A 21662-nucleotide genomic window follows, 5' to 3' on the forward strand; every position below is an offset into this window, starting at 1 on the left:
AGTGTTTATCACGAGATAAACACTCCGTTGTTCTTTTCACCTCAATCGGTTATTAGAACCTGAACAGATGTTTGGTTATTGTCCGAAAGGGAGAAGGTCTTCCATGATGAGGAAGAGAATATGTGACTATCGTTGTGCGATTTCTTCTAACATGGTCCAGCACTGCAAAAGACCACGGGGCACATGGAAGCAACCCTTCCATTTTCCGCCCTTGAGGGTGAGCAGAACTTCCCCTTGACGATTGAGGTAGCCAAACCACTCTCCACCATACTCTGCATCGGTGAAGTGCGACCACACATATTCGTGCACGCGTTCAAACCAAGCTAGACACTTTTCATTGCCGGTGAGTTGATAACCCTTGAGCATCGTAATGAGCGTTTCGATGTGCACCCACCAGAGCTTCTGATCCCACTCCAATTGCTGGAGAGGACGTCCCAAACGATCCATGAAGTAGAAGATACCACCATGCTGTTTGTCCCATCCATATTCGGCTTCTGCCAAGGCGATTTGACAAGCCTTCTCGATGAGTTCCGGACGATTGAGTCGCTTACCCAAGTCCATAATAAACCACATAGCCTCAATAGCATGACCAGGATTCATCAGGCGACCATCCATGCAATCCACAAGTTCGTTGTCCATGCTCAGATGTTCTACGATGAGTCCAAGTTCGGGACGATAGAACACGTCCATCACCTCGTGAATGCAGGTCTCCATGGTCTCTTGCAAGAAGTCGGGACTGAGCAGATGCTCAATCTCAAGGGCTACGTTGCAGAGAATCATGGGGAGAGCGAAACTCTTCATAGCGCGAGCACCAGAAGCAGCCTTGTTCCAGCGACCTTTGGGGTTGTCCACTTTGGAAAGCACGATGTCAAAGGTGCGACGAGCGATGTCGGCATATTCTTCGTTGCCCGTTGCAAGCGCCAACTGTCCGAAGGCGATGACAGCAAAGGTATAGGAGAAGATATTGTAAGGCTCCACAAGGGGATGACCCTCACGGTCGAGTGAGAAGTAGAAATTCAGGTTGCCATCGTGCGCTTTGCTCTTGAGAAACTCAGCACCTTGGATAGCTGCGTCCAACCATTGCTGACGCGTTTCGGCAGACACCGTAGGTTCATGGACCGTATTGTAGAGTTTGGAGAGCATCCACACTTCTCGTCCTTGCATCCACACAAATTTATCGGTGTCAAACACACTGCCATCACGTTCGAGACAGTGGAGAAAACCACCAAATTGGGTGTCGATGGAATGATTCATCCAAAAGGGGATGACTTGTTCGAGGAGCTCATGCTTATATTGCTCGGCAAGTTTAGAGAAATCAATCATAATGGGGTAAATGGTGAGGGAGTTGTTGAGAGCAAAGTTACAACAAAGGCTGCGAATAACCAACAAAGCACGGAGGAATAAGGCACAAAAAAGAGTTGATGCCCTGTGAGGTGCACCAACTCTTTTGTATCTTGCTATAAGGGGACTGAGATGTTGTCTACAGTCAAATGTTCGATTCGTTGCAATTATTGATTTTCTCTTTCTTCCTGCATGTCTATCTCTTGACCATTATGGTCGATAAACTTGTAGTCTAGGAAGGCAAGGCTTTGATCTGGGATAATCTTGAGGGCGCGGCTATAATGAAATTGCCAACGACGGCGCAAAGAGATGAAACCTTGGTTGATGTAGGCGGCAACGAATGGGTGAACGTGAAGTCGGAACTTCTTGATGCCTAAGTCTTCTGTGATGATGCGAATCTTACTCTCTAACGCATCAGTGAAGAGGTAAGAGGATTTGATTTTTCCCGTGCCACCGCATGAGGGACACTCCTCTTCCACTTTGACATCCATGGCAGGACGCACACGCTGTCTGGTGATTTGCATCAAACCAAACTTAGAAAGTGGGAGAATGTTGTGACGCGCACGGTCTTTCTTCATATTTTCCACCATACGCTCATAGAGCTGCTGGCGATTCTCTGGCTGTGCCATGTCGATGAAGTCAACGACAATGATGCCGCCCATGTCGCGCAATCGGAGTTGTCGTGCAAGTTCGTCGGCTGCTCCGAGGTTAACATCCAGGGCATTGACCTCTTGTCCTTCGGCACTCTTGCTGCGATTGCCAGAGTTGATGTCCACCACGTGCAAGGCTTCTGTGTGCTCGATAATCATATAGGCGCCGTGCTTATACGTTACCGTGCGACCGAGTGACGATTTAATCTGTTTGGTCACAGAGAAATTGTCAAAAATCGGCACGTTGCCTTTATAGAGCTTCACAATGTCTTTAGCTTCTGGTGCAATGAGAGTGACATAGTCACGCACCTCTTCATAGACATTCTTGTCGTTGATGTGGATGCTGGAGAAAGAAGGATTGAACAAATCTCGAAGGAGTCCAACAGTGCGGCTCGTTTCCTCGTAAACCAGTGTTGCTTTTTCCAAAGCATCAGCCTGCTGTATGTTAGCAATGGTGCTTTCCCAGCGACTTTCGAGGATGCGCAACTCTTGGTCAAGCTCTGCAACGCGACGTCCTTCCGCTACCGTGCGGATGATGACGCCGAAACCTTTCGGTTTGATGCTATGGATGAGCTGTTTGAGACGCGCGCGCTCAGCGTCGCTTTTGATTTTGGTGGATACACTCACCTTGTCGGTGAAGGGGATGAGCACCAAATAGCGGCCTGCAAAGGAGATTTCACACGTGAGACGTGGACCTTTGGTCGAGATGGGTTCTTTGACAATCTGAACAAGTACTTCTTGCCCTACGGATACCGTGTTCTGGATCTGCCCATCTTTTTCGGTGTTGGGCTGGCGAGGTACTTTATTCAGGGGAAGGGGCTTACGTTTCCCTCCCTTGATCAGACTTAGATAATGTTCAAATTGGCGATACCTCACTCCGAGATCGAGATAATGGAGGAAAGCATCGCGTTCATATCCGACGTTCACGAAGCAAGCATTGAGTCCAGGCATGATTTTCCGGACCTTTGCTAAGTAGATGTTGCCCACAGCGAACTGCTCCGATCGTCCTTCTTTTTGAAACTCTACTAGACGCTTGTCTTCGAGCAGGGCAATCGAAATGTCGTTTTTCTGGACATCGACGATAACTTCGCTAGTCATGATGATGGTTTGTGGTTGTGTGGCAGAGACGCCACGCACTACTCGCTCCGACGGAACGGTAGTAGCATCTCAACAAGATGTTGTGTGAGATGAGTGGGACCACGCCACAGTTACAAAGTTGTCAGTAAAACAGAAAAGTTAAAAGCCAGCACCTTCGCAGGGCGAAGCCACATTGACTTTTAACTTTCCAGCCGTCATGACGAGAGCTTACTTGCTCTTATGACGGTTCTTGCGCAGACGCTTCTTGCGCTTGTGGGTAGACATCTTATGTCTCTTCTTTTTCTTTCCGTTAGGCATGATGGTTGATTTTAACTAGTTAATGAATATACGAGAGAGCGTTGTGAGAGAGATAAAGACCTCCTCGAAAGAAAGTCATTAAATCGCTATGGAATACGAGAAACACAGGGCATCTCGCAGTCCACTCACAGCGTTGCATTATTTCTTAATCATCTCTGCAAAAGTCTTGGCAGGCTTAAATGCAGGAATGTTGTGTTCGGGAATGATGAGAGTCGTATTCTTTGAAATGTTGCGAGCTGTTTTTGCTGCACGCTTCTTGAGGATGAAGCTGCCGAATCCACGCAGATATACGTTTTCTTCTTTCGCGAGCGACTCCTTCACCGTTTCCATGAATGCTTCTACGGAAGCAAGCACAGTTGCGTTCTCAATGCCAGTCTTTTTGGCAATCTCCCTTACGATGTCTGCTTTGGTCATCTGTTCCTTGTTTTGAGTTGTTGTTGAGGGCTATAGTTCAAATTGAGTGCAAAGTTAATAATTTTCAGTGGATTATACCAAGTTCCGACAAACTTTTTTGTCGTACACCCATACTTTTCACTACATATTCGTCGAAATATCCACTATTTAGGCACCGCAATCTTGGCAACACGGGCTTCGTGGCGACCACCTTCAAAAGCTGTGTTAAGGAATTCGTCCATGATAGCAGAAGCCGTCTGAGTGTCGATGTAGCGACCTGGCATCACCAATACATTTGCATCATTATGCAAACGCGTCATGTGAGCAATCTCGGGCATCCATACCAAAGCTGCGCGGACATGTTGGTGCTTGTTGAGACTCATGGAGATACCTTCGCCACTGCCACACACTGCGATGCCACGAGTGCACTCGCCATTTGCCAAACCTGCTGCCAACGCGTGCGCATAATCAGGATAATCGCAAGATGCCTCGCTGTCAGTGCCGTAGTCTACGTATTCGATGTTGTGTTCATCGAGATATTGCTTCACAAAAGTCTTGAGTTCAAAGCCTGCATGATCTGAGGCCAAACCAATTTTATTCATTGAGGTAAGGGATGATATCGTGTTGTTGTCAATAATTCTTTGAACGCTTCTGCACGATGGCAGAGCGTCATGAGGAGAAATTGCGCCAAAGTTTGCAACTTTGCGCTGAAAGAGGTCACAAACACAAAGCAACGAGCGGAAATGCCAGCCACTCTATTGAGAAGTCCGGTCATTTCCGCTCGTGCTTGGTGACGTTATCGTGCAAGATATTGCTTCACTTCACCGAAGATGTTTTCGGGGGTGAAACCAAATTTCTCGTCAAGCACGGTGAAAGGCGCACTATGACCGAAGTGATTCAAACCATAGATATGACCGTTGCCAGCACAGAGTGTTTCGAAGACCACGGGAAGACCTGCGGTGAGGAAGAATTTCTTTGCAGCTACAGGGATTACGCTTTCGCGATAAGCCTCATCTTGGTGACGGAATAATTGTTCAGAAGGACAGCTCACCACGTTGGCACGAATGCCTTCTGCAAGGAGAAGTTCGCGAGCAGCCACCAAAGTAGATACTTCCGAACCGCTAGCAATGAGGATGACATCTGGGTTCTCTTCGCGAATCACGGTGTAAGCTCCGCGACGTGCACCTTCGTAGTTGGTGCCTTCGGGCAAGTCCTTGACATTTTGGCGGCTGAGGATGAGTGCAGTGGGCGTATCCAAGTTTTCCATCGCCATTTGCCAGCAAACTGTAGTCTCATGTACGTCGGCAGGACGCAATACACGCACAGAATCGCGACCAGAATGGTTTTGGAGTTTCTCCATCAAGCGGATTTGGGCTTCTTGTTCCACAGGTTCGTGGGTAGGACCGTCTTCGCCAACGCGGAAGGCGTCGTGACTCCACACAAACTTCACAGGAAGTTCCATCAAAGCAGCCATACGGATAGCGGGCTTCATGTAGTCAGAGAAGACAAAGAATGTACCCATAGCCGTTTGCATACCTCCGTGGAGTGCAATACCGATGCAGACGCAAGCCATGGTGAGTTCGCTCACACCGGCTTGAAGGAAACCACCGGAGAAGTCGTCGCGCTTGATTTCTGTGGTGTGACGCAAGAAACCATCGGTCTTATCAGAGTTGCACAAGTCGGCAGATGACACAATCATGTTGCCCATGTGCTCAGAAAGCATAGCCAAGCACTCAGCCGAAGCATTACGAGTGGGACCATTGCTCTTTTGTTGCAATTCTTTCCAAGGCATCTCTGGCAAGCGTTGTGCCCACCAATCCGCCAAGAGCTTCGCTTTTTCGGGATTTTCAGCAGCCCAAGCCTTTTCTTCTGCGTAGCGTTCTGCCACGATAGCTTTGAGTTCTTCCTTACGCTTGGCATAAAGTTCTGCCACTTCAGGACGAATCACGAAGGGATTTTCAGGATCAGCGCCAAGGTTGCGCACCGTGTTCACATAGGCATCACCACCGAGAGGTGCACCGTGCGTGCGACAGTCGCGTTCATAGCTGCTACCATCAGCTTGGCGGCATCCCTTACCCATTACGGTGTGTCCGATGATCAGGGTAGGACGTGCATCTTCTTCGTTAGCAGCGCGGAGAGCTTGACGGATTTGTTCGGGATCATTACCATCGATTTCGAGCACATTCCAGTTCCAAGCGCGATATTTCATCGCAGTATCTTCAGAAATCACATCTGCAGTAGGAGTAGAGAGCTGAATTTCGTTGGCATCAAAGAACATGATGAGGTTATCCAAGCCGAGGTGACCAGCTAAACGGCCTGCACCTTGTGAGATTTCCTCTTGCACCCCTCCATCGGAGATGAAAGCATAGATACGTTCCTTCTGGAATCCCTTGTTGCCCGTACGCGCATAGAGTGCCTTAGCTGCGATAGCAGCACCAACAGCGAAGGTGTGACCTTGTCCGAGCGGACCGCTAGTATTCTCAATACCACGTTCAAAGTTCACCTCAGGGTGTCCAGGAGTGGCAGAGCCCCATTGACGGAACGACATGAGTTCTTCAATAGAATAGCGACCGATGAGCGCAAGTTGTGCATAAAGCATGGGCGACATGTGTCCTGGATCCAAGAAGAATCTGTCGCGACACTCCCAAGTTGGGCGTTCAGGGTCGAAAGTCAGAAATTCGCTGAAGAGGACATTGATAAAGTCTGCACCGCCCATGGCACCACCAGGGTGTCCAGATTTGGCACGTTCTACCATGCTAACGGCTAGGGTGCGAATATTGTCGGCTGCGAGATTGAGGAGATGGGTGGGATTTTCCATGAGAATCGAAAAACTGCTATGCGAAGCTCGATGAGATGTTGGAGATATATTGGTTTATGGGACACCAAGGTTTGACTCAACGCACGCATTATCCATAAAGCACACGCAGAATATAACCGATGATTGCCCTTATCTAGGGGCAAATGTACGATTTTTTGGGCATTGCAACAAATAAAAAAGCCGTAATTGCAAAGGCGACTTACAAAACGAGAGTGTTTTGCATGTTCCGACTGCGCAAATTCGCTACTAACCTTGCGTGCATCGTTGTAACACAACTGCTTGTTTCATCCTTGCTTCAAGCGTAATTCATGCTTGCACCATTGTCGTACACGCTTAAGGACAACTTGCCAAGACCAACAAAAACATCGCTCTCGCCTATCTCCAAAGAGAGGACGAGAGCGATGAAATATCGGGGAAACTTCAAGGAAGCGAGAAGGCTGTATCTAAGTCCTTTGCCGGCTTTAGACAACATTTGGGACTATAGCGACGGTTTTCTCCGCTTCGAGATCGAAGATTTATTTGATGATTTCCAACTTGCGGAACACACCCACAAGCGCTTCTACAGCGCGGTCCACTTGTTCGTGTGTGTGATTCGCCATAAGGGCGATGCGCACAAGCGTATCTGTAGGGTGACAAGCAGGTGGCACAACCGGGTTGATGAAGACTCCTGCCTCAAATGCCATAGCAGTGGCAGCAAATGTCTTTTCGAGGTCACGCACATAGAGCGGAATGATAGGACTCTCTGTGTCGCCAATTTCAAAACCTTCTTCTTTGAAACGTTTCAGCGCATAGTTCGTCACTTCCCAAAGTGCTTCCAGACGCTCGGGTTCGCTCTTCAAGATGCGCAATGCTTCGAGTGCAGAAGCCGTTGCGGCTGGCGTGTTAGAAGCAGAGAAGATATAGGTGCGTGCGGTGTGGCGGAGATAGTCGATGATGGTGCTATCAGCAGCAATGAAGCCACCAATAGAAGCAAGACTCTTAGAGAAAGTACCCATGATGAGGTCTACCTCGTCGGTGAGTCCGAAGTGATCGCAGACACCACGACCTTGGCGACCGAAGACACCGATACCGTGAGCCTCATCCACCATTACAGTGGCGCCATACTTCTTTTTGAGTTCAATGATTTTGGGCAAATCGCAAAGGTCACCTTCCATAGAGAAAACGCCATCCACGATGATGAGTTTCACAGAGTTGGGCTCACACTTCTGGAGCTTGCGCTCTAGATCTTCCATATCATTGTGCTTATAGCGCAACTGTTTGGCCATAGAAAGGCGGCGTCCGTCAACGATTGAAGCATGATCGCGATCATCGCAAATCACATAGTCGTGGGGTCCAAGAAGAGCGGGAATCACACCACTATTGACCGTGAATCCTGTGGAGAAGCAAAGCGTTTCATCTTTACCCACAAACTCAGCAAGTTCCTTTTCCAACTGAACGTGGAGGTCGAGCGTTCCATTAAGGAAGCGGCTACCGGCACAACCGGCACCATAGCGGCGCATAGCTTCTACGCCAGCTTCGATGACACGTTCATCACCTGTTAAACCTGTGTAAGCGTTCGACCCGAGCATGATGACGTGATGTCCGTCCATTTCAACTTCAGTGCCTTGTTTACCTTCAATTTCTCGGAAGTAGGGGTAAAGACCTTGCTTTCTCACCTCATCGGGGAGAGTGAACTTAGATAAGCGTTCGTGAAGAATATCCATTGGTTTTTTTATAGTGGAATGCTAAAAAGGTGGACGAAAAGATGGCGATGCGCGTTATAACTGGCGCGACGCTGACCACTCTTTCGGGCATTTCCGTCCTATTTCTTTTGTTTCTTTGGCTTGCAAAGTTACACATTTATCCTAAGAAGTGTGCAGTTTTTGGGCAAAAAAATGCCTTTTCGCGGTTTTTCATGCCGGTTTCTGGCGGTAAACACAAAGTTTAGAGTATCTTTGCAACCATATCAACTCCGTTTTCTATAATGCAGCGCTTACTTTTTATCATCAACCCCATTTCTGGCACGAGCCGCAAAGGAAAAATCATCAAGGCTATCGAAAGACGCATTGATGCTCAACGGTTTTCTGTAGAGTTTCGTTATACGGAATATGCAGGGCATGCCGTGGAAATCGCCCGACAAGCCGCTGAAGATGGGGTGGACATCGTGGTAGCTGTGGGAGGAGACGGCACAGTCAACGAGGTGGCACGCTCTTTGGTGCACACCAACACGGCGCTTGCCATTGTACCCTCAGGCAGTGGCAACGGACTGGCGCGACATCTGCTCATCCCCATGGACATAGAAAAAGCACTTGATATCATCAACGCCAACGTGGTGACCGAGTTGGACTATGGTCTAATCAATGACAAGCCCTTCTTCTGCACCTGCGGTGTGGGATTCGACGCCTTCATCAGCCTGAAATTTGCGGAGGCTGGTTCTCGAGGTCTGAAAACTTATCTCGAAAAAACACTCGTCGATGGCCTGCGCTACAAGCCCGAAACCTATCGCATCTACATTGGCGGAGAAGAAGAAGGAGAAATGCAAGAAATTGACGCGTTCTTAATTGCCTGCGCCAATGCCTCGCAATATGGAAACAATGCTTACATTGCACCCGATGCGTCGATGAAAGATGGATTGCTGGACGTCATCGTGCTCCAACCTTTCAGCATTTTGGAAGCACCCATTGTGGCGATGCAGCTTTTCCAGCGCACACTGCCCAATAACTCCCACGTGAAGACCTATCGCACCAAACGTCTCTGCATCGAACGCACTTCAGCGGGTCCAGCACACTGCGATGGCGACCCGTATGACACTACTGCGCGCATCACCGTCGAACTGGTGCCAGCTGGACTTCGCGCGATTATCAACGAAAAAGCCTTGGTCACACCTCCCACCTCGTCGGTGCAATCCAATATGTTGCTGCGCACGCTTGAACCTTTCCAAAAACAGATGATCAACTTGCGCAATCATATCAACTCTCTCTTTGACACGTTCTAGAAGCACAGTTTTTTCCCTCTGATGTCCCTTGCTTTATGACATTTAATCGCTTCTTTTCACTCTCTCTGTTGTTTTCTACAGCCTTCGCGAGTGCAGCCGCCCAAAATTTTGAGCGTCCAGAGCTCCCGGATTCATCCATGATGGTGCAAATCGAAGGCATTGCCACAGCCGGCGGAGGAGACTTTCAGCCCTATTGGTTCACAGCTAACCGATGGGGCACTTTAAGTGTGGAAGGACACCACCCCACTCTCCTGATAGGTGTCTACGATTGCCCTCGACCATTGGGTAGCGGCTGGAGCCTGCGCTACGGAGCCACCCTCACCACCAACAGCGATTTAGACAACAATGTGCGCGCTCAAGACGTGCTTCTCGCTGTGGATAAGGGTGCATCGCGCTTTGCCTTTGGCACACGTGCTCACGACACTCCACTCAATAACGCAGAATTGTCTACTGGTGCCTTTGCGCTTGGCCGCAATGCCATGCAGCCCCTCACTCTCTCTTGGCAAGTGCCGCGCTGGTGGCGCATCGGGGGTGCGCACAGTGCCTTTGCCCTGCGTGGACATCTGGCTTATGGCTGGTTGCAAGACGGAGATTGGCAAGAGCGTCGCATGGTCCCCGTGGGCGGACGCTTTGCCACTGGTGTGAAATATCACGAAAAAGCCGGCTATCTGCGCATCGGCACGGACGTTTCTCCATGGGAATTCATCGGAGGACTAGAAATGGCAAATACCTTTGGGGGAACCATTTACCATTACAACTCCGCTCCCCTGAAAATGTCGGAAGGTGCTGCCGAATATCTCTACGCTTTTGTGGGAAAAGGCGGAGGCGACCCCACCGATGGCGAAGGATATGCCAACGCCTCGGGCAACACGATTGGCGCTTGGCGCGCTGCTCTGCGCTATCGTGGACAAGGAGAATGGCAAGCGCGCCTCTACTACGACCACTATTTTGAAGACGACAGTCAAGCCTTCGACGAATATGGGTGGTTAGATGGACTCTTAGGACTCGAAATCCATTTCCCACGCAATCGATGGGTGGAGAAATTGGTGGGCGAAGTCACGAGAATGGACTACCAAAGTGGACCTGTCTATCACGATCATACCCGAGAAATCCCGGATCAAGTGAGTGGTGTGGACAATTACTACAACCATGGTCTGTATGCTGGTTGGCAACACTATGGCATGGCGATGGGAAACGCGCTCTTTGCCTCTCCACTATATGATGGAAATAAGAGTTTAGCCTTCCCTGCCAATCGCTTCCGCGCTGAGCACATCGGTATTGCCGGACAGCCCTTCTCCCACCTGCGCTATCGTTTGCTCTATACGCATCTGAAGAGTTGGGGCACTTATGCTTTGCCTTTCGATGACCTCCAACACCAACATTCGCTGCTTGCCGAAGTGCGCTGGGAAGGCGGTAGCTTCACGCACGGCAAACTCCGTGGTCGCTGCTACGCCACTGCTGCCATCGGCGCAGACTTTGGCGAAAGACTGGGCAATCGCTTAGGCTTTATGCTCTCTTTAGGCATTAGACTGTTTGGTAATTAAACAGGAAAAAACGACATCGTTCACCTCGCTTTCCCAACTTCTATGATTTCTCTCAGACATTTCACCACTTTCTTGCTACGCTCTTCCCGTTCCATAGGTTTGATGCTGATGCTATTTCTTACATGCTCCCTGGTGAGTTGCGACAAACTTCCTCGCAACGGCAAACTAGACGGTCATTGGCAACTGATGGAGCTTAACGGAACGTCTGTGCGTCACGAAGGCACCTACTGGAGTTTTCAACTCGACCTCCTGCAATTGAAATCTCTCACCCATTCTCCCATCACGGAGGTGCAGTATTCTGGTGGCGTAGTAGCGCGTTTTTCCCACCAAGGTGATAGCCTTATTCTCACGAAAGGTTACTTGATGAATCGCGATTATCAGCAAGACATCCTCATCGACTCCACTCATAAAGCTGACCTCACAGCCTATGGTATCACCGAATTTCCCATGCGCTATCGCGTCCTGCTCCTCACGGACGAAGAAATGACGCTCACCACTGATCATCATCGCCTGGTCTTCCGGAAATTCTAGATACTTCGATGGGCAAATCACAGTCAGTCCTCATAGATGGGCTGAAAATCCTAGCTAAAATCTCCGTTGTCGAGCAGCTGAAATGTTAAGGCAAGGACTGCTTTTTTGAAGGAGTTTTCTTAAAACTAGGCGAAATGACGCTGTTTTTGAAGCACACACGATGCTCATCAAGGCAGTTTTTTTCGCTTTGCCTAATTGCTTCTGCGATTTTCTCTCACTTTATCGGGGATAACACAGGAAGTTCACCCAATTTCGTCCGAACCAAGGAACTAAAACGTCGGAGATGTCTCAAAAAACGTGGGAGATTTTCTCTAAAACGTGGGAGGTTTTCCAAAAAACATGGGAGATTTTTCCATAAACGTCGGAGATAAATAAGAAATCCTCGCGCGAAACCATAATTTCGTGCGAGGATTTGTTTTTACCATCGCTTTGCCCTTGCGCCTATTCCCCAACAAAACTCAGAAGTGACGCAGAACCGTGTTAAATTCTAGGGTTCAAAGTGTAAAGTTTTCTTTTGCCATGATGTCCCCCACTTTGTAACGAAGCGTGTATCCCTTGGGCGCTTCTGCACTTGGGCGAAGAACGCAGACGAGAGGACAGTTATTCTGCTAGCTCGGCTCAACTTTTTTTCGATGCTGTCAAGGCACCAGAGCCGACAGGCTTTTTCCTGCGCCGAAGCGTGGGACAAGCCGTGCGCAGGAGGGGCACCTCCTTGAGCGGAAAGTCCATTGTGCTGGGCAAGACAATAAAATGAATGTGGCGTGTTCTCAACAGGAGAGCACGCCACATTTGGAATAAACCAGGACTCAGACCGAAAGCAATATGGGAAGGGTCAAGCCATGAGCCACCTTGCGAAGCACAAATGGCAGGAACTAGCGAATAAAGCGGATAGAAGTGCCCACGCACTGTGCCGAAAAGGGCTCAGTAGGAATGCTTATTCCATAAGATGAATCACGACTCCACTACGAAGCTTGGGTTCGAACCAAGTGGCTTTTGGGGGCATGATGTTACCCGTGTCTGCAATGCGCATCACTTGATTCATAGTCACCGGATAGAGGGCAAGGGCGGCTTTCATTTCTCCGCTGTCCACTCGGTGTTGGAGTTCCGTGAGACCGCGAAGTCCACCCACGAAGTCCACACGCTTAGAACTGCGAAGGTCGGTAATCCCTAACAGTTTATCCAAAATCAGTCGAGAAGAAATGTCGACATCAAGCACACCAATAGGATCTGTGGGATCGAAAGTGCCGGGACGCGCATCGAGAGAATACCACTTGTGGTTGAGATAGAGCGAGAATTGATGAGGTTGCTGTGGAGCATAAGGCTCGGTGCCCTGTTCGGTCACTTCAAAATCTTCTTGCAAAGCTGCCAAAAATGCCTCATCGCTCATTCCATTCAGGTCGGCAACCACGCGATTGTAGTCTAAGATGGTGAGCTGATCGGCTGGGAAGCAAACCGCAAGATAGTAGTTGTATTCTTCGTCTCCCTGATGGTTGGGATTGGCAGCGGCTCTTTCTACGCCAACTCTCGCAGCAGCGGCAGAGCGATGGTGTCCGTCAGCAATATAAAGGGCGTCCATAGCGCCAAACTCACGAGTGATGGTGGCGATGTCGTCGGTGTCGTCAATGACCCACAAGGTGTGGCGGAAGCCATCGACATCGGCTACGAAATCAAATTCGGGCTGACCTTGAGCAATGCGGTCGATGAGTCGCACCAAAATGGGGTTGTGTTTGAAAGCAAGAAAAGCAGAACCTATGTGGGCATTGGTGGCGAAGAGATGCTTCATGCGGTCATCTTCCTTGTCGCGACGGGTGAGTTCGTGCTTTTTGATGAGACCATTGTTGTAGTCGTCAACATGAGCGGTGAGCACGATGCCGTATTGGGTGTGCCCGTTCATCGTTTGGGCATAGAGATAATAGCAAGACTTTTGATCCTGCACCAGCCAACCTTGTTCTATGAAATGGGCGAGTTGTCGCTGAGCTTCGGAATAAACACGTGAGTCGTGCTCATCCGTTCCCTCTGGAAAGTTGATTTCAGGACGAATGATGTGGTAGAGTGATTTTTCATTGCCACAACATTCTTCACGCGCTTCTGCAGAATTGAGCACATCATAAGGTCGGCTGCTCACTTGAGCGGCAAGATGTGAGGGGGGGCGTAGCCCACGGAAAGGTTTAACTCTGGGCATAATGGTAAGAATTAAGGAAAAAGTTAGGTTATGTTGTCGAATGCTCTATCGAGCAACTTGTTGTTTTCAGGGTTTGCGTGCGCGATTCCCTAGCAGTCGTCACACTTGGGCTGTCTGCGGAATAGAGAGGGCGCGAGCACTCACGAAGTGAGCATAAAACACCACCAGCAGAGGAAGAAAGGAGGCAATATGCTCCTCTCTCCTTTGCTAGATAATGAGGTTGGTATCTGAAGAAGAGAGCGCATGCCCCTTCGGGCTAAGAGCTGATCTTCTTGGCGTATATAAGGATGTCTTGTTGGGAGCTGAAAAGCTACGCACTTAGGGGTGAGGGGAGGCGTGGGGAGTGCGATGCGCTTTCATGGGAATGTCTACACGTTGACTTGGAAAGTCTTGTCGCCAGTGGCGAAGAATTTCACAATTTGTCGAGCGGCAGCCAGTCCGGCATTGGCATTGGCTTCGGCAGTTTGCGCACCCATCTTCTTGGGTGGTGCAAAATACTTATCGCCCATCAACGCTTTGAAGTCTTCATGACGCTTGGGTGGGATGTCGGTGATGAAGCTAATGTCGGTGCGCTCCTTAAACAGTTCGAGTAACTCGTCTTCATTGATGATTTCTTTGCGAGCGGTGTTAATCAAGATGCCACCAGGTTTCATCAATTCTATCATTTCGCGATTGACAAATCCGATAGTGCGGGGCGTTGCAGGGGTGTGGAAACTCACGATATCGCAGCATTGCACCAAGTCGTAGAGGTTGTGCTCTGCATAAACGCCATCACTCTCGATGCGCTCTACGCGATGAAAGAAATCATAAGCATGAACATCCATACCAAAGCCATGAGCGATACGAGCTACTTCGCTTGCCACATTGCCATAAGCTAAGAGACCGATGCGCTTACCCTTGAGTTCGGTGCCAATCTTTCCATTGAATTGCTGACGCACATGGAAAAGCAGATAGGCAAACACAAGTTCTGCCACAGCATTAGCATTTTGACCAGGGGTGTTCATCACCACAACGTTGTGAGCTGTGGCTGACTCTAAGTCGATACTGTCGACGCCTGCGCCTGCGCGTACAACGATTTGCAACTTTGTTGCTGCATCAAAAACTTCAGCATCAATGACATCACTGCGCACAATGAGCGCATCCGCTTCGGCTACAGCAGCCAGCAGTTCGCTTTTCTCGGTGTATCGCTCCAACAGCTGGAGTTGATGCCCTGCTGCTTCGACAATTTCTCGAATTCCTTCGACAGCTGAGGCTGCAAAAGGCTTTTCGGTGGCAATTAGAATGTTCATACAATGCAAAATAAGCGATTAATGTTCTTGTTCGAATTGTTTCATCGTTTCCACAAGGGCTTGCACGCCTTCAAGTGGCATAGCATTATAAAGAGAAGCTCGGAACCCACCTACAGAACGGTGGCCCTTGATGCCGTGCATGCCGCGAGCTGTGGCAAACTTTAGGAACTCTGCTTCGAGTTCCTCCTTACCTTCTGCCATGACGAAGCACACGTTCATGTAACTTCTATCTGCCTTGTCGGTCACTGTGCCACGGAAGAAAGGATTGCGGTCGATTTCTGCATAGAGCAAGTCGGCTTTTTCTTTTGCGCGACGCTCCATCTCAGCGACCCCACCCTGTTCCTTGATCCAACGCAAGGTTTGGAGACAGGTGAAGATGGGCAATACGGGAGGCGTGTTGAACATGCTACCGCCAGCGATGTGGGTGCGGTAGTCAATCATGGAGGGAAGAGGACGACTCACCTTGCCGAGAATGTCGGTGCGAACGATGACGAAAGTGACGCCTGCCATGGAGAGATTCTTCTGTGCTCCGCCATAAATGAGGCCATATTTCGAAACGTCAATCTGACGAGAGAAGATGTCACTCGACATATCCGCCACAACGGGAACTGGACTATCGAGATCTTCGTGCAATTCTGTGCCGTAGATGGTATTATTGGTGGTAATGTGGAAATAGTCGGCGGTGGTGGGAATGGTGTAATCCTTGGGGATATAGGTGAAATTGTCGGCAGCAGAAGAGGCTACTTCTACCACATCTCCAAAGAGTTTTGCTTCTTTCATGGCCTTCTTTGCCCATACTCCCGTGTTGAGATAGGCGGCTTGGTGCTCAAGAAGGTTAAAAGGTACGTAGCAGAATTGAGTGGAGGCACCACCTCCTACGAAAAGTACTTCATAACCTTCGGGCACTTTCAAAAGTTCTTTGACAAGAGCTACCGATTCGTCAATCACGGCTTGGAAATTACTCGTGCGGTGACTAATCTCCATGAGAGAAAGTCCCATTCCGTCAAATTCTATGCAGGCTTCTGCAGTGGCTTTGATGACTTGCTGGGGAAGAATAGAGGGACCAGCACCAAAATTGTACTTTTTCATGATAGTATAGGGTTGAAATGTTCGAGATGTCGGCAAAAGTCGACAAGAAAAGACCGACAAACTACCTGGCTATTTTGCAAACTCGAGTTGTCACACCACGAAATTACACATTTCGTTCGAAACTCACAAGAGAAACAACAAAAAAACTCGAAAGTTCTTAGTTTCCCACTTTGTAGGCGGACCAAGAACTTTCGAGTCTATCTTATGAAATAGAGCATTTTGCAGCTCTAATTCAGCGTGATATGGGCTTTATACCCAGGAGGAATCAGGATTAAACGATGCCTTTTCCGTGGCAGTGCTTGAAAGGTTTGCCAGAACCACAAGGACAGGGGTCGTTGCGATGGGGCATCTGCTGCTGTTGGAAAGGTTGTTGCACTTCTGCAGGTGCGGCTTCTCTAGAAAGCTGTGTAGCTTCTACGTCCACCAAGTCGCCTTGAGCATCAAATTCTTGTTTGCTCTCGGTCATTTCTTCGCGAGCGTCGTGCTCCACTACGGCTTCTTGCAACTCGGTGGGCACTTCTGCACCAGCGATGTGGGCGCGCATCAAAGTGGACACGGACGAATTGTTGATGTCGTTCACCATATCGTCAAAGAGTTTCACACTCTCGATTTTGAACACCACGAGGGGATCCTTCTGTTCGTAGGATACGTTGCGCACAGAGTGCTTGAGCTCGTCGAGCATACGGAGGTTTTCCTTCCATGAGTCGTCAATATTGTGAAGAAGGATGAGTTTTTCAAACTCGCGCACCACACTCTTAGCTTCAGTCTCGTAGGCTTCTTTGAGATCTACGCGAACATTGTAGACCAAACGACCATCGCTGATAGGAATCAAGATGTTGTCGTACATGTCTGACTGAGTTTCGTAGATTTGCTTAATGACAGGCAATGCTACTGCACGCAGAGTTTCGGTCTTGCGATTGAAAGTACTGATGGCAGCTTCAAAGGCGCGTTCGTAGAGATCACCGCGCTTAGAACGATTCAACTCGTCTTCGGTGAAGGGAACTTCCATTGCGAAGAGTTCGATGAAGCGCTCTTTGCAACCTTCGTAGTCATTCTTCTGAATGGTGTCTACGACACGGTCCCAAATCATGTTGGAGATGTCCATGCCAATACGCTCACCCATCAAAGCATGACGACGCTTTTCGTAGATAACCGTACGCTGCTTGTTCATCACGTCGTCGTATTCGAGGAGGTGCTTACGCGTACCGAAGCTATTTTCTTCAACTTTCTTCTGCGCACGCTCAATGCTCTTGCTAATCATCTTGGCTTCGATCATCTCACCATCCTTAAATCCGAGACGGTCCATTACAGCGGCGATGCGCTCTGATGCGAAGAGACGCATGAGTTTGTCTTCGAGAGATACATAGAAGACGGAGCTACCTACGTCACCTTGACGACCTGCACGACCGCGCAACTGACGGTCTACGCGGCGGCTATCGTGACGCTCCGTACCAATGATTGCCAAACCACCAGCAGCACGGACTTCATCAGAGAGTTTAATGTCGGTACCACGACCAGCCATGTTGGTGGCGATGGTAACTGCACCGAGGAGACGTTCTTCTTCGTGCTTATTGCCATCTTCGTCGGTGATGGTCACCTTGCCCAAGGTGCTTTGACCAGCGAGGGCTACGATTTCTGATTCCTTTTGGTGGAGCTTAGCATTGAGCACTTGGTGTGGAATGCGACGAAGATTGAGCAGACGGCTGAGAAGTTCGGAGATTTCCACAGAACTTGTGCCGACCAGCACAGGACGTCCGGCATTTCGCATCTTTTCTACTTCATCAATCACCGCAGTGTACTTTTCGCGTTGCGTTTTGTACACACGGTCATTCATATCAATGCGCTGGATAGGACGATTGGTAGGAATTTCCACAACGTCGAGCTTGTAGATATTCCAGAACTCACCAGCTTCTGTGATAGCCGTACCCGTCATACCTGCCAACTTGTGGTACATACGGAAGTAGTTTTGCAGCGTAATCGTAGCGAAAGTCTGCGTAGCAGCTTCTACACGCACGTGCTCTTTCGCCTCAACAGCTTGGTGAAGTCCATCGCTCCAACGGCGACCTTCCATGATACGACCTGTAGATTCATCAACAATCTTTACTTGACCATCTTGGATCACATAGTCATCATTGAGGGTGAACATCGCATAAGCCTTCAATAGTTGTTGGAGAGTATGCACACGGTCACTCTTGATGGCATAGTTTGCCATGAGTTCGTCTTTCTTGGCAATACGCTCTTCATCGGGCAAATGTTGCGCTTCGAGCTCAGAAAGCTGTGTCGTAATATCAGGAAGCACGAAGAGTTCATCGTTTTGCACGGCTTCAGCCAACCAAGCTGTACCCTTGTCGGTGAGATCACAAGAGCGTTGCTTTTCGTCTACAACGAAATAAAGGGGTTCAACAACCTCAGGCATGCGACGGTTGTTGTTCTCCATGTAGATTTCTTCCGTCTTGAGCATACCAGCCTTCACACCAGGCTCAGAGAGGAACTTGATGAGAGGACCGTTCTTTGGCAGCGCCTTGTGCGAACGATAGAGGGCGAGATTACCCTTTTCGCGATCTTCTTTGTTGTCGCTCTTGAGCAAACGCTTTGCTTCTGTAAGGTATTCAGTAGCCAACTTCTTCTGTACAGCCACCAAACGCTCTACAAGGGGTTGGTATTCTTCGTACATTTGGTCTTCACCACGCTCTACTGGACCAGAAATGATGAGTGGCGTACGCGCATCGTCGATGAGCACGGAGTCTACCTCGTCGACAATCGCATAATAGTGCTTACGTTGTACAAGATCTGAGGGACTCATCGCCATGTTGTCGCGAAGGTAGTCGAAACCGAACTCATTGTTCGTACCGAAAGTGATGTCGCTGTTGTATGCACGACGACGCGCTTCACTATTGGGTTGGTGTTTGTCGATGCAATCCACGCTCAAACCATGGAATTGGTAGAGAGGTCCCATCCATTCTGAGTCACGTTTTGCGAGGTAGTCATTGACAGTCACCACGTGCACACCACGACCTGAGAGCGCGCGAAGGAACACGGGGCAAGTTGCCACCAAGGTTTTACCCTCACCCGTTGCCATCTCGGCAATTTTACCTTGGGTGAGCACGACACCACCAAAGAGTTGCACATCATAATGCACCATCGCCCACTTGAGATCGTTACCACCTGCAATCCAGTGATTGTGGTAAATCGCCTTAGTACCGTCCTCAGAAATTTCTACGAAATCGCGAGTTGCCGCCAGTTCACGGTCGAAGTCGTTGGCAGTAACCTCAATAGTTTCGTTCGAAGCAAAGCGACGTGCGGTTTCTTTTACGATAGCAAAAGCTTCGGGAAGCGCCTCTTCGAGGGCTACATCCATGCGTTCGAGCACTTCTTTCTCGAGTTTGTCGATCTTGGTGAAGAGTACTTCACGGTCTTCGATGGGAGTGTCCTCAATTTTTGCGCGAATCTCAGCGATTTCTGCGTTGAGGTCATCCCCAGAACTTTGGATATTACGCTTGAGTTCTTCGGTCTTTGCACGCAACTCGTCGTTGCTGAGTGCTTCGAGGGTAGGCGATACCGCCTTGATTTTCTCCACCCACGGTTGAATTTCCTTCATATCGCGGGTAGCCTTACTACCAAAAATCTTGGAGAGTAGTTTATTAAGATCCATAAATGGGTATATTTTCGTTGTAAATGATGGTGAAATGTGTGGATATGTAGTCTATTCCTAGCTACCCCACCTTGTTATTTTTGAGAAAACACCTGCGTGCTCTCAATAAAGCTGCGCTAATTTGTGATAGACCTAAACATCTAGAATAGAAATTTCCTATCCGCATTATAGCAGCGGTGCACGCGTGCAAGCATTGGGCGCGCGGATGCGCAGAGCTTTTGACAGCGTGGGAGCGATGCAATCTACCGTCACGGGTGTAGTAATCAATTCCGGTTTCACCCCCGTGCCATAGAGAATGATGGGGAAAGCCACATAAGCCTCGCGCATCATCTTTGATTCTTGCGTGTCGGCATTGACATATCTCCAACCGGGCATCACTTGAATCGTCACATCGCCCGAGCGTTGTTGGTTAAATCCTCCGCGGATGCGCGAAATACCAGGTGTCCATGCCCCTTGCATCAGGCGATGGGCAGTATAGACATCCTTAACGCCAGCAAGTTGAATCAAGAAATCTTGCACACGCGCTTGAAATTCCGACACATTAATTTGTCGATTCTCAAGCAAACGGTGGTTGAAATAGATTTCTGTGCCGTAAGTAGCTTCTATATAATTACCTTGTCCATACACAGCCACAAGGTACATGCCGAGCAAACTCACGGTGCGTCGCATGTCAAATGTCCCTGTGGGAATGCGGTATTTGGAGAGATCTGCCGTTTCTTCTTCGGTGTATCCGGTGGAAGTAAGCGTGAAGAGCACGCGACCGGCACCAGCTTTGGCTTCGGCAGCGCGAATAATTTCAGCTACGGCACGATCTAGTCGCGCATAAGTGTCTTGGAGTTCTAAAGAACCCTCCGATACGGGGCGATTTTTATAAGTGCCCGCGTAGAGCGCTACGGAGAGATAGTCTGTAGTGGCGTCCGCTCCTAGGTGCGTGCCGATGAGAGCGGCGGAAGTCATGGCAGCCACCTCGTCATTCACCAAAGCAGAGGTTTTGAACTCTGTGAAGCGATTGCTGCCCTTAAAGCGATGTGCAAAGGGTTTGCGCGCATCTCCTGTGACGAAGTAGGAGAACTTGCCCACTCGGTCGTTGGCAGGTTGCCAACTCTCGTTTTGCAACCGCAAATCTATATTATAATAGGTGTTGCGATGGTCAGCCCACGCGGGGAAATGTCCGTAATAAGATGAAGAAACCCAGTTGCCCGTGTTGTTATCCATCCACACCACTTGGTCGGCGGCATGGCCTGCGGAGAGAATAGCCACATCGGCTTCGGGAGCAATCGACACCACCTGCGCTTTTCCGCGTGTTGCCACCTTGAGTTCATCGCCAATGGTGCTCACATTCAACCAACGGGGGGAGAATTGCTCCACCGTTCCCAGTCCTTTTACTTGTCGATCTTCTACGCAAAGCATGGGACGGAGTGTCTCGCGATTGAGCCAACGCCAGGACACGATGCCATGGTCGGCGGCTGTAGTGCCAGTGGCTAGTGTGGCAGCTGCTGATGCGCGATCGGGACGTGCCAAAGGATATTCGGCTTGCTCATACAAGCGTCCTTGTCGCATGAGGCGTTGCAGCCCATCTTCTCCGTAAAGTGGAGAGAACGCTTCGAGATAATCAGACCGCAGTTGGTCTACCAAGATATTTACCACCAATCGCGGCACAACATTCTTCTCGCCTTCCCACGACAACTCAGCCCCCTTAGCCTCAACAGCAGCTAAGATGGTCATCGCAGTGATGAAAGAAAGAATGAAATTATGCTTGCGCATGGTAAATATTGAATCTATTTTTCTGTAACACAGGGATAAA

Annotated in this window: 14 protein-coding genes and 1 pseudogene; 3 read left to right on the forward strand and 12 right to left on the reverse strand. The window is 49.3% G+C overall.

The features are described from left to right. Positions 1-126: 126 nt before the first annotated feature. The 7 genes and pseudogenes from BQ2633_RS03340 to spt form a co-directional block, all read right to left on the reverse strand. Entirely contained in the window at positions 127-1320 is a 1194-nt protein-coding gene (locus tag BQ2633_RS03340; RefSeq protein ID WP_428829838.1) for a n-acyl-d-glucosamine 2-epimerase, read from the reverse strand. Between the two features lie 188 nt (positions 1321-1508). Next, positions 1509-3089 carry an Rne/Rng family ribonuclease gene (locus tag BQ2633_RS03345; RefSeq protein ID WP_075567159.1) on the reverse strand — a complete coding sequence of 527 codons (1581 nt, stop codon included), beginning with the start codon at positions 3087-3089 and terminating at the stop codon, positions 1509-1511. Positions 3090-3524: 435 nt separating this feature from the next. Then, positions 3525-3806, reverse strand: a pseudogene (locus BQ2633_RS03350) (HU family DNA-binding protein); the annotation flags it as partial. A gap of 137 nt (positions 3807-3943) precedes the next feature. Beyond that, a complete protein-coding gene (gene rpiB / locus BQ2633_RS03355; RefSeq protein ID WP_075565085.1) occupies positions 3944-4381 on the reverse strand; it encodes a ribose 5-phosphate isomerase B in 438 nt (145 codons plus the stop codon). Next, positions 4378-4554, reverse strand: a complete 177-nt coding sequence (locus BQ2633_RS11435) for a hypothetical protein (protein ID WP_176720085.1) — start codon at positions 4552-4554, stop codon at positions 4378-4380. The genes rpiB and BQ2633_RS11435 overlap by 4 nt, the downstream gene beginning before the upstream one ends. A 21-nt stretch (positions 4555-4575) precedes the next feature. Further along, on the reverse strand, positions 4576-6597 hold the full coding sequence (locus BQ2633_RS03360; RefSeq protein WP_075565087.1) for a transketolase family protein: 2022 nt from the start codon (positions 6595-6597) through the stop codon (positions 4576-4578). A gap of 515 nt (positions 6598-7112) precedes the next feature. After that, positions 7113-8300 carry a serine palmitoyltransferase gene (spt, locus tag BQ2633_RS03365; protein ID WP_075565089.1) on the reverse strand — a complete coding sequence of 396 codons (1188 nt, stop codon included), beginning with the start codon at positions 8298-8300 and terminating at the stop codon, positions 7113-7115. A gap of 260 nt (positions 8301-8560) precedes the next feature. Between spt and BQ2633_RS03375 the strand changes: the two genes are divergently transcribed. The 3 genes from BQ2633_RS03375 to BQ2633_RS03385 are packed head-to-tail and all read left to right on the forward strand — an operon-like array spanning position 8561 to position 11646. Further along, positions 8561-9571: a YegS/Rv2252/BmrU family lipid kinase gene (locus BQ2633_RS03375; RefSeq protein WP_075565093.1), complete on the forward strand. Its 1011-nt coding sequence runs from the start codon at positions 8561-8563 to the stop codon at positions 9569-9571. A gap of 35 nt (positions 9572-9606) precedes the next feature. Beyond that, positions 9607-11115 carry a capsule assembly Wzi family protein gene (locus BQ2633_RS03380; RefSeq protein WP_075565095.1) on the forward strand — a complete coding sequence of 503 codons (1509 nt, stop codon included), beginning with the start codon at positions 9607-9609 and terminating at the stop codon, positions 11113-11115. Between the two features lie 42 nt (positions 11116-11157). Further along, on the forward strand, positions 11158-11646 hold the full coding sequence (locus BQ2633_RS03385; protein ID WP_075565097.1) for a lipocalin-like domain-containing protein: 489 nt from the start codon (positions 11158-11160) through the stop codon (positions 11644-11646). A 934-nt stretch (positions 11647-12580) separates the two neighbouring features. Here the strand turns inward: BQ2633_RS03385 and BQ2633_RS03390 are convergent. The 5 genes from BQ2633_RS03390 to BQ2633_RS03410 all read right to left on the reverse strand — a co-directional run bounded on the left by BQ2633_RS03390 (position 12581) and on the right by BQ2633_RS03410 (position 21622). Beyond that, on the reverse strand, positions 12581-13828 hold the full coding sequence (locus BQ2633_RS03390) for a DUF1015 domain-containing protein (RefSeq protein WP_075565098.1): 1248 nt from the start codon (positions 13826-13828) through the stop codon (positions 12581-12583). A gap of 368 nt (positions 13829-14196) precedes the next feature. After that, entirely contained in the window at positions 14197-15117 is a 921-nt protein-coding gene (locus BQ2633_RS03395) for an NAD(P)-dependent oxidoreductase (RefSeq protein WP_075565100.1), read from the reverse strand. Positions 15118-15135: 18 nt separating this feature from the next. Further along, positions 15136-16206 (reverse strand): 3-phosphoserine/phosphohydroxythreonine transaminase, encoded by a 1071-nt coding sequence (gene serC, locus BQ2633_RS03400; protein WP_075565102.1) that lies wholly within the window; start codon positions 16204-16206, stop codon positions 15136-15138. Positions 16207-16477: 271 nt separating this feature from the next. Beyond that, positions 16478-19858: a preprotein translocase subunit SecA gene (secA, locus tag BQ2633_RS03405; protein ID WP_075565104.1), complete on the reverse strand. Its 3381-nt coding sequence runs from the start codon at positions 19856-19858 to the stop codon at positions 16478-16480. A 165-nt stretch (positions 19859-20023) separates the two neighbouring features. Further along, complete coding sequence (locus tag BQ2633_RS03410; protein ID WP_176720086.1) at positions 20024-21622, reverse strand: alkaline phosphatase family protein; 1599 nt, start codon at positions 21620-21622, stop codon at positions 20024-20026. Between the last annotated feature and the right edge of the window lie 40 nt (positions 21623-21662).

It is taken from the genome of Ihuprevotella massiliensis, assembly GCA_900095835.1.
GTDB lineage: Bacteria > Bacteroidota > Bacteroidia > Bacteroidales > Bacteroidaceae > Alloprevotella > Alloprevotella massiliensis.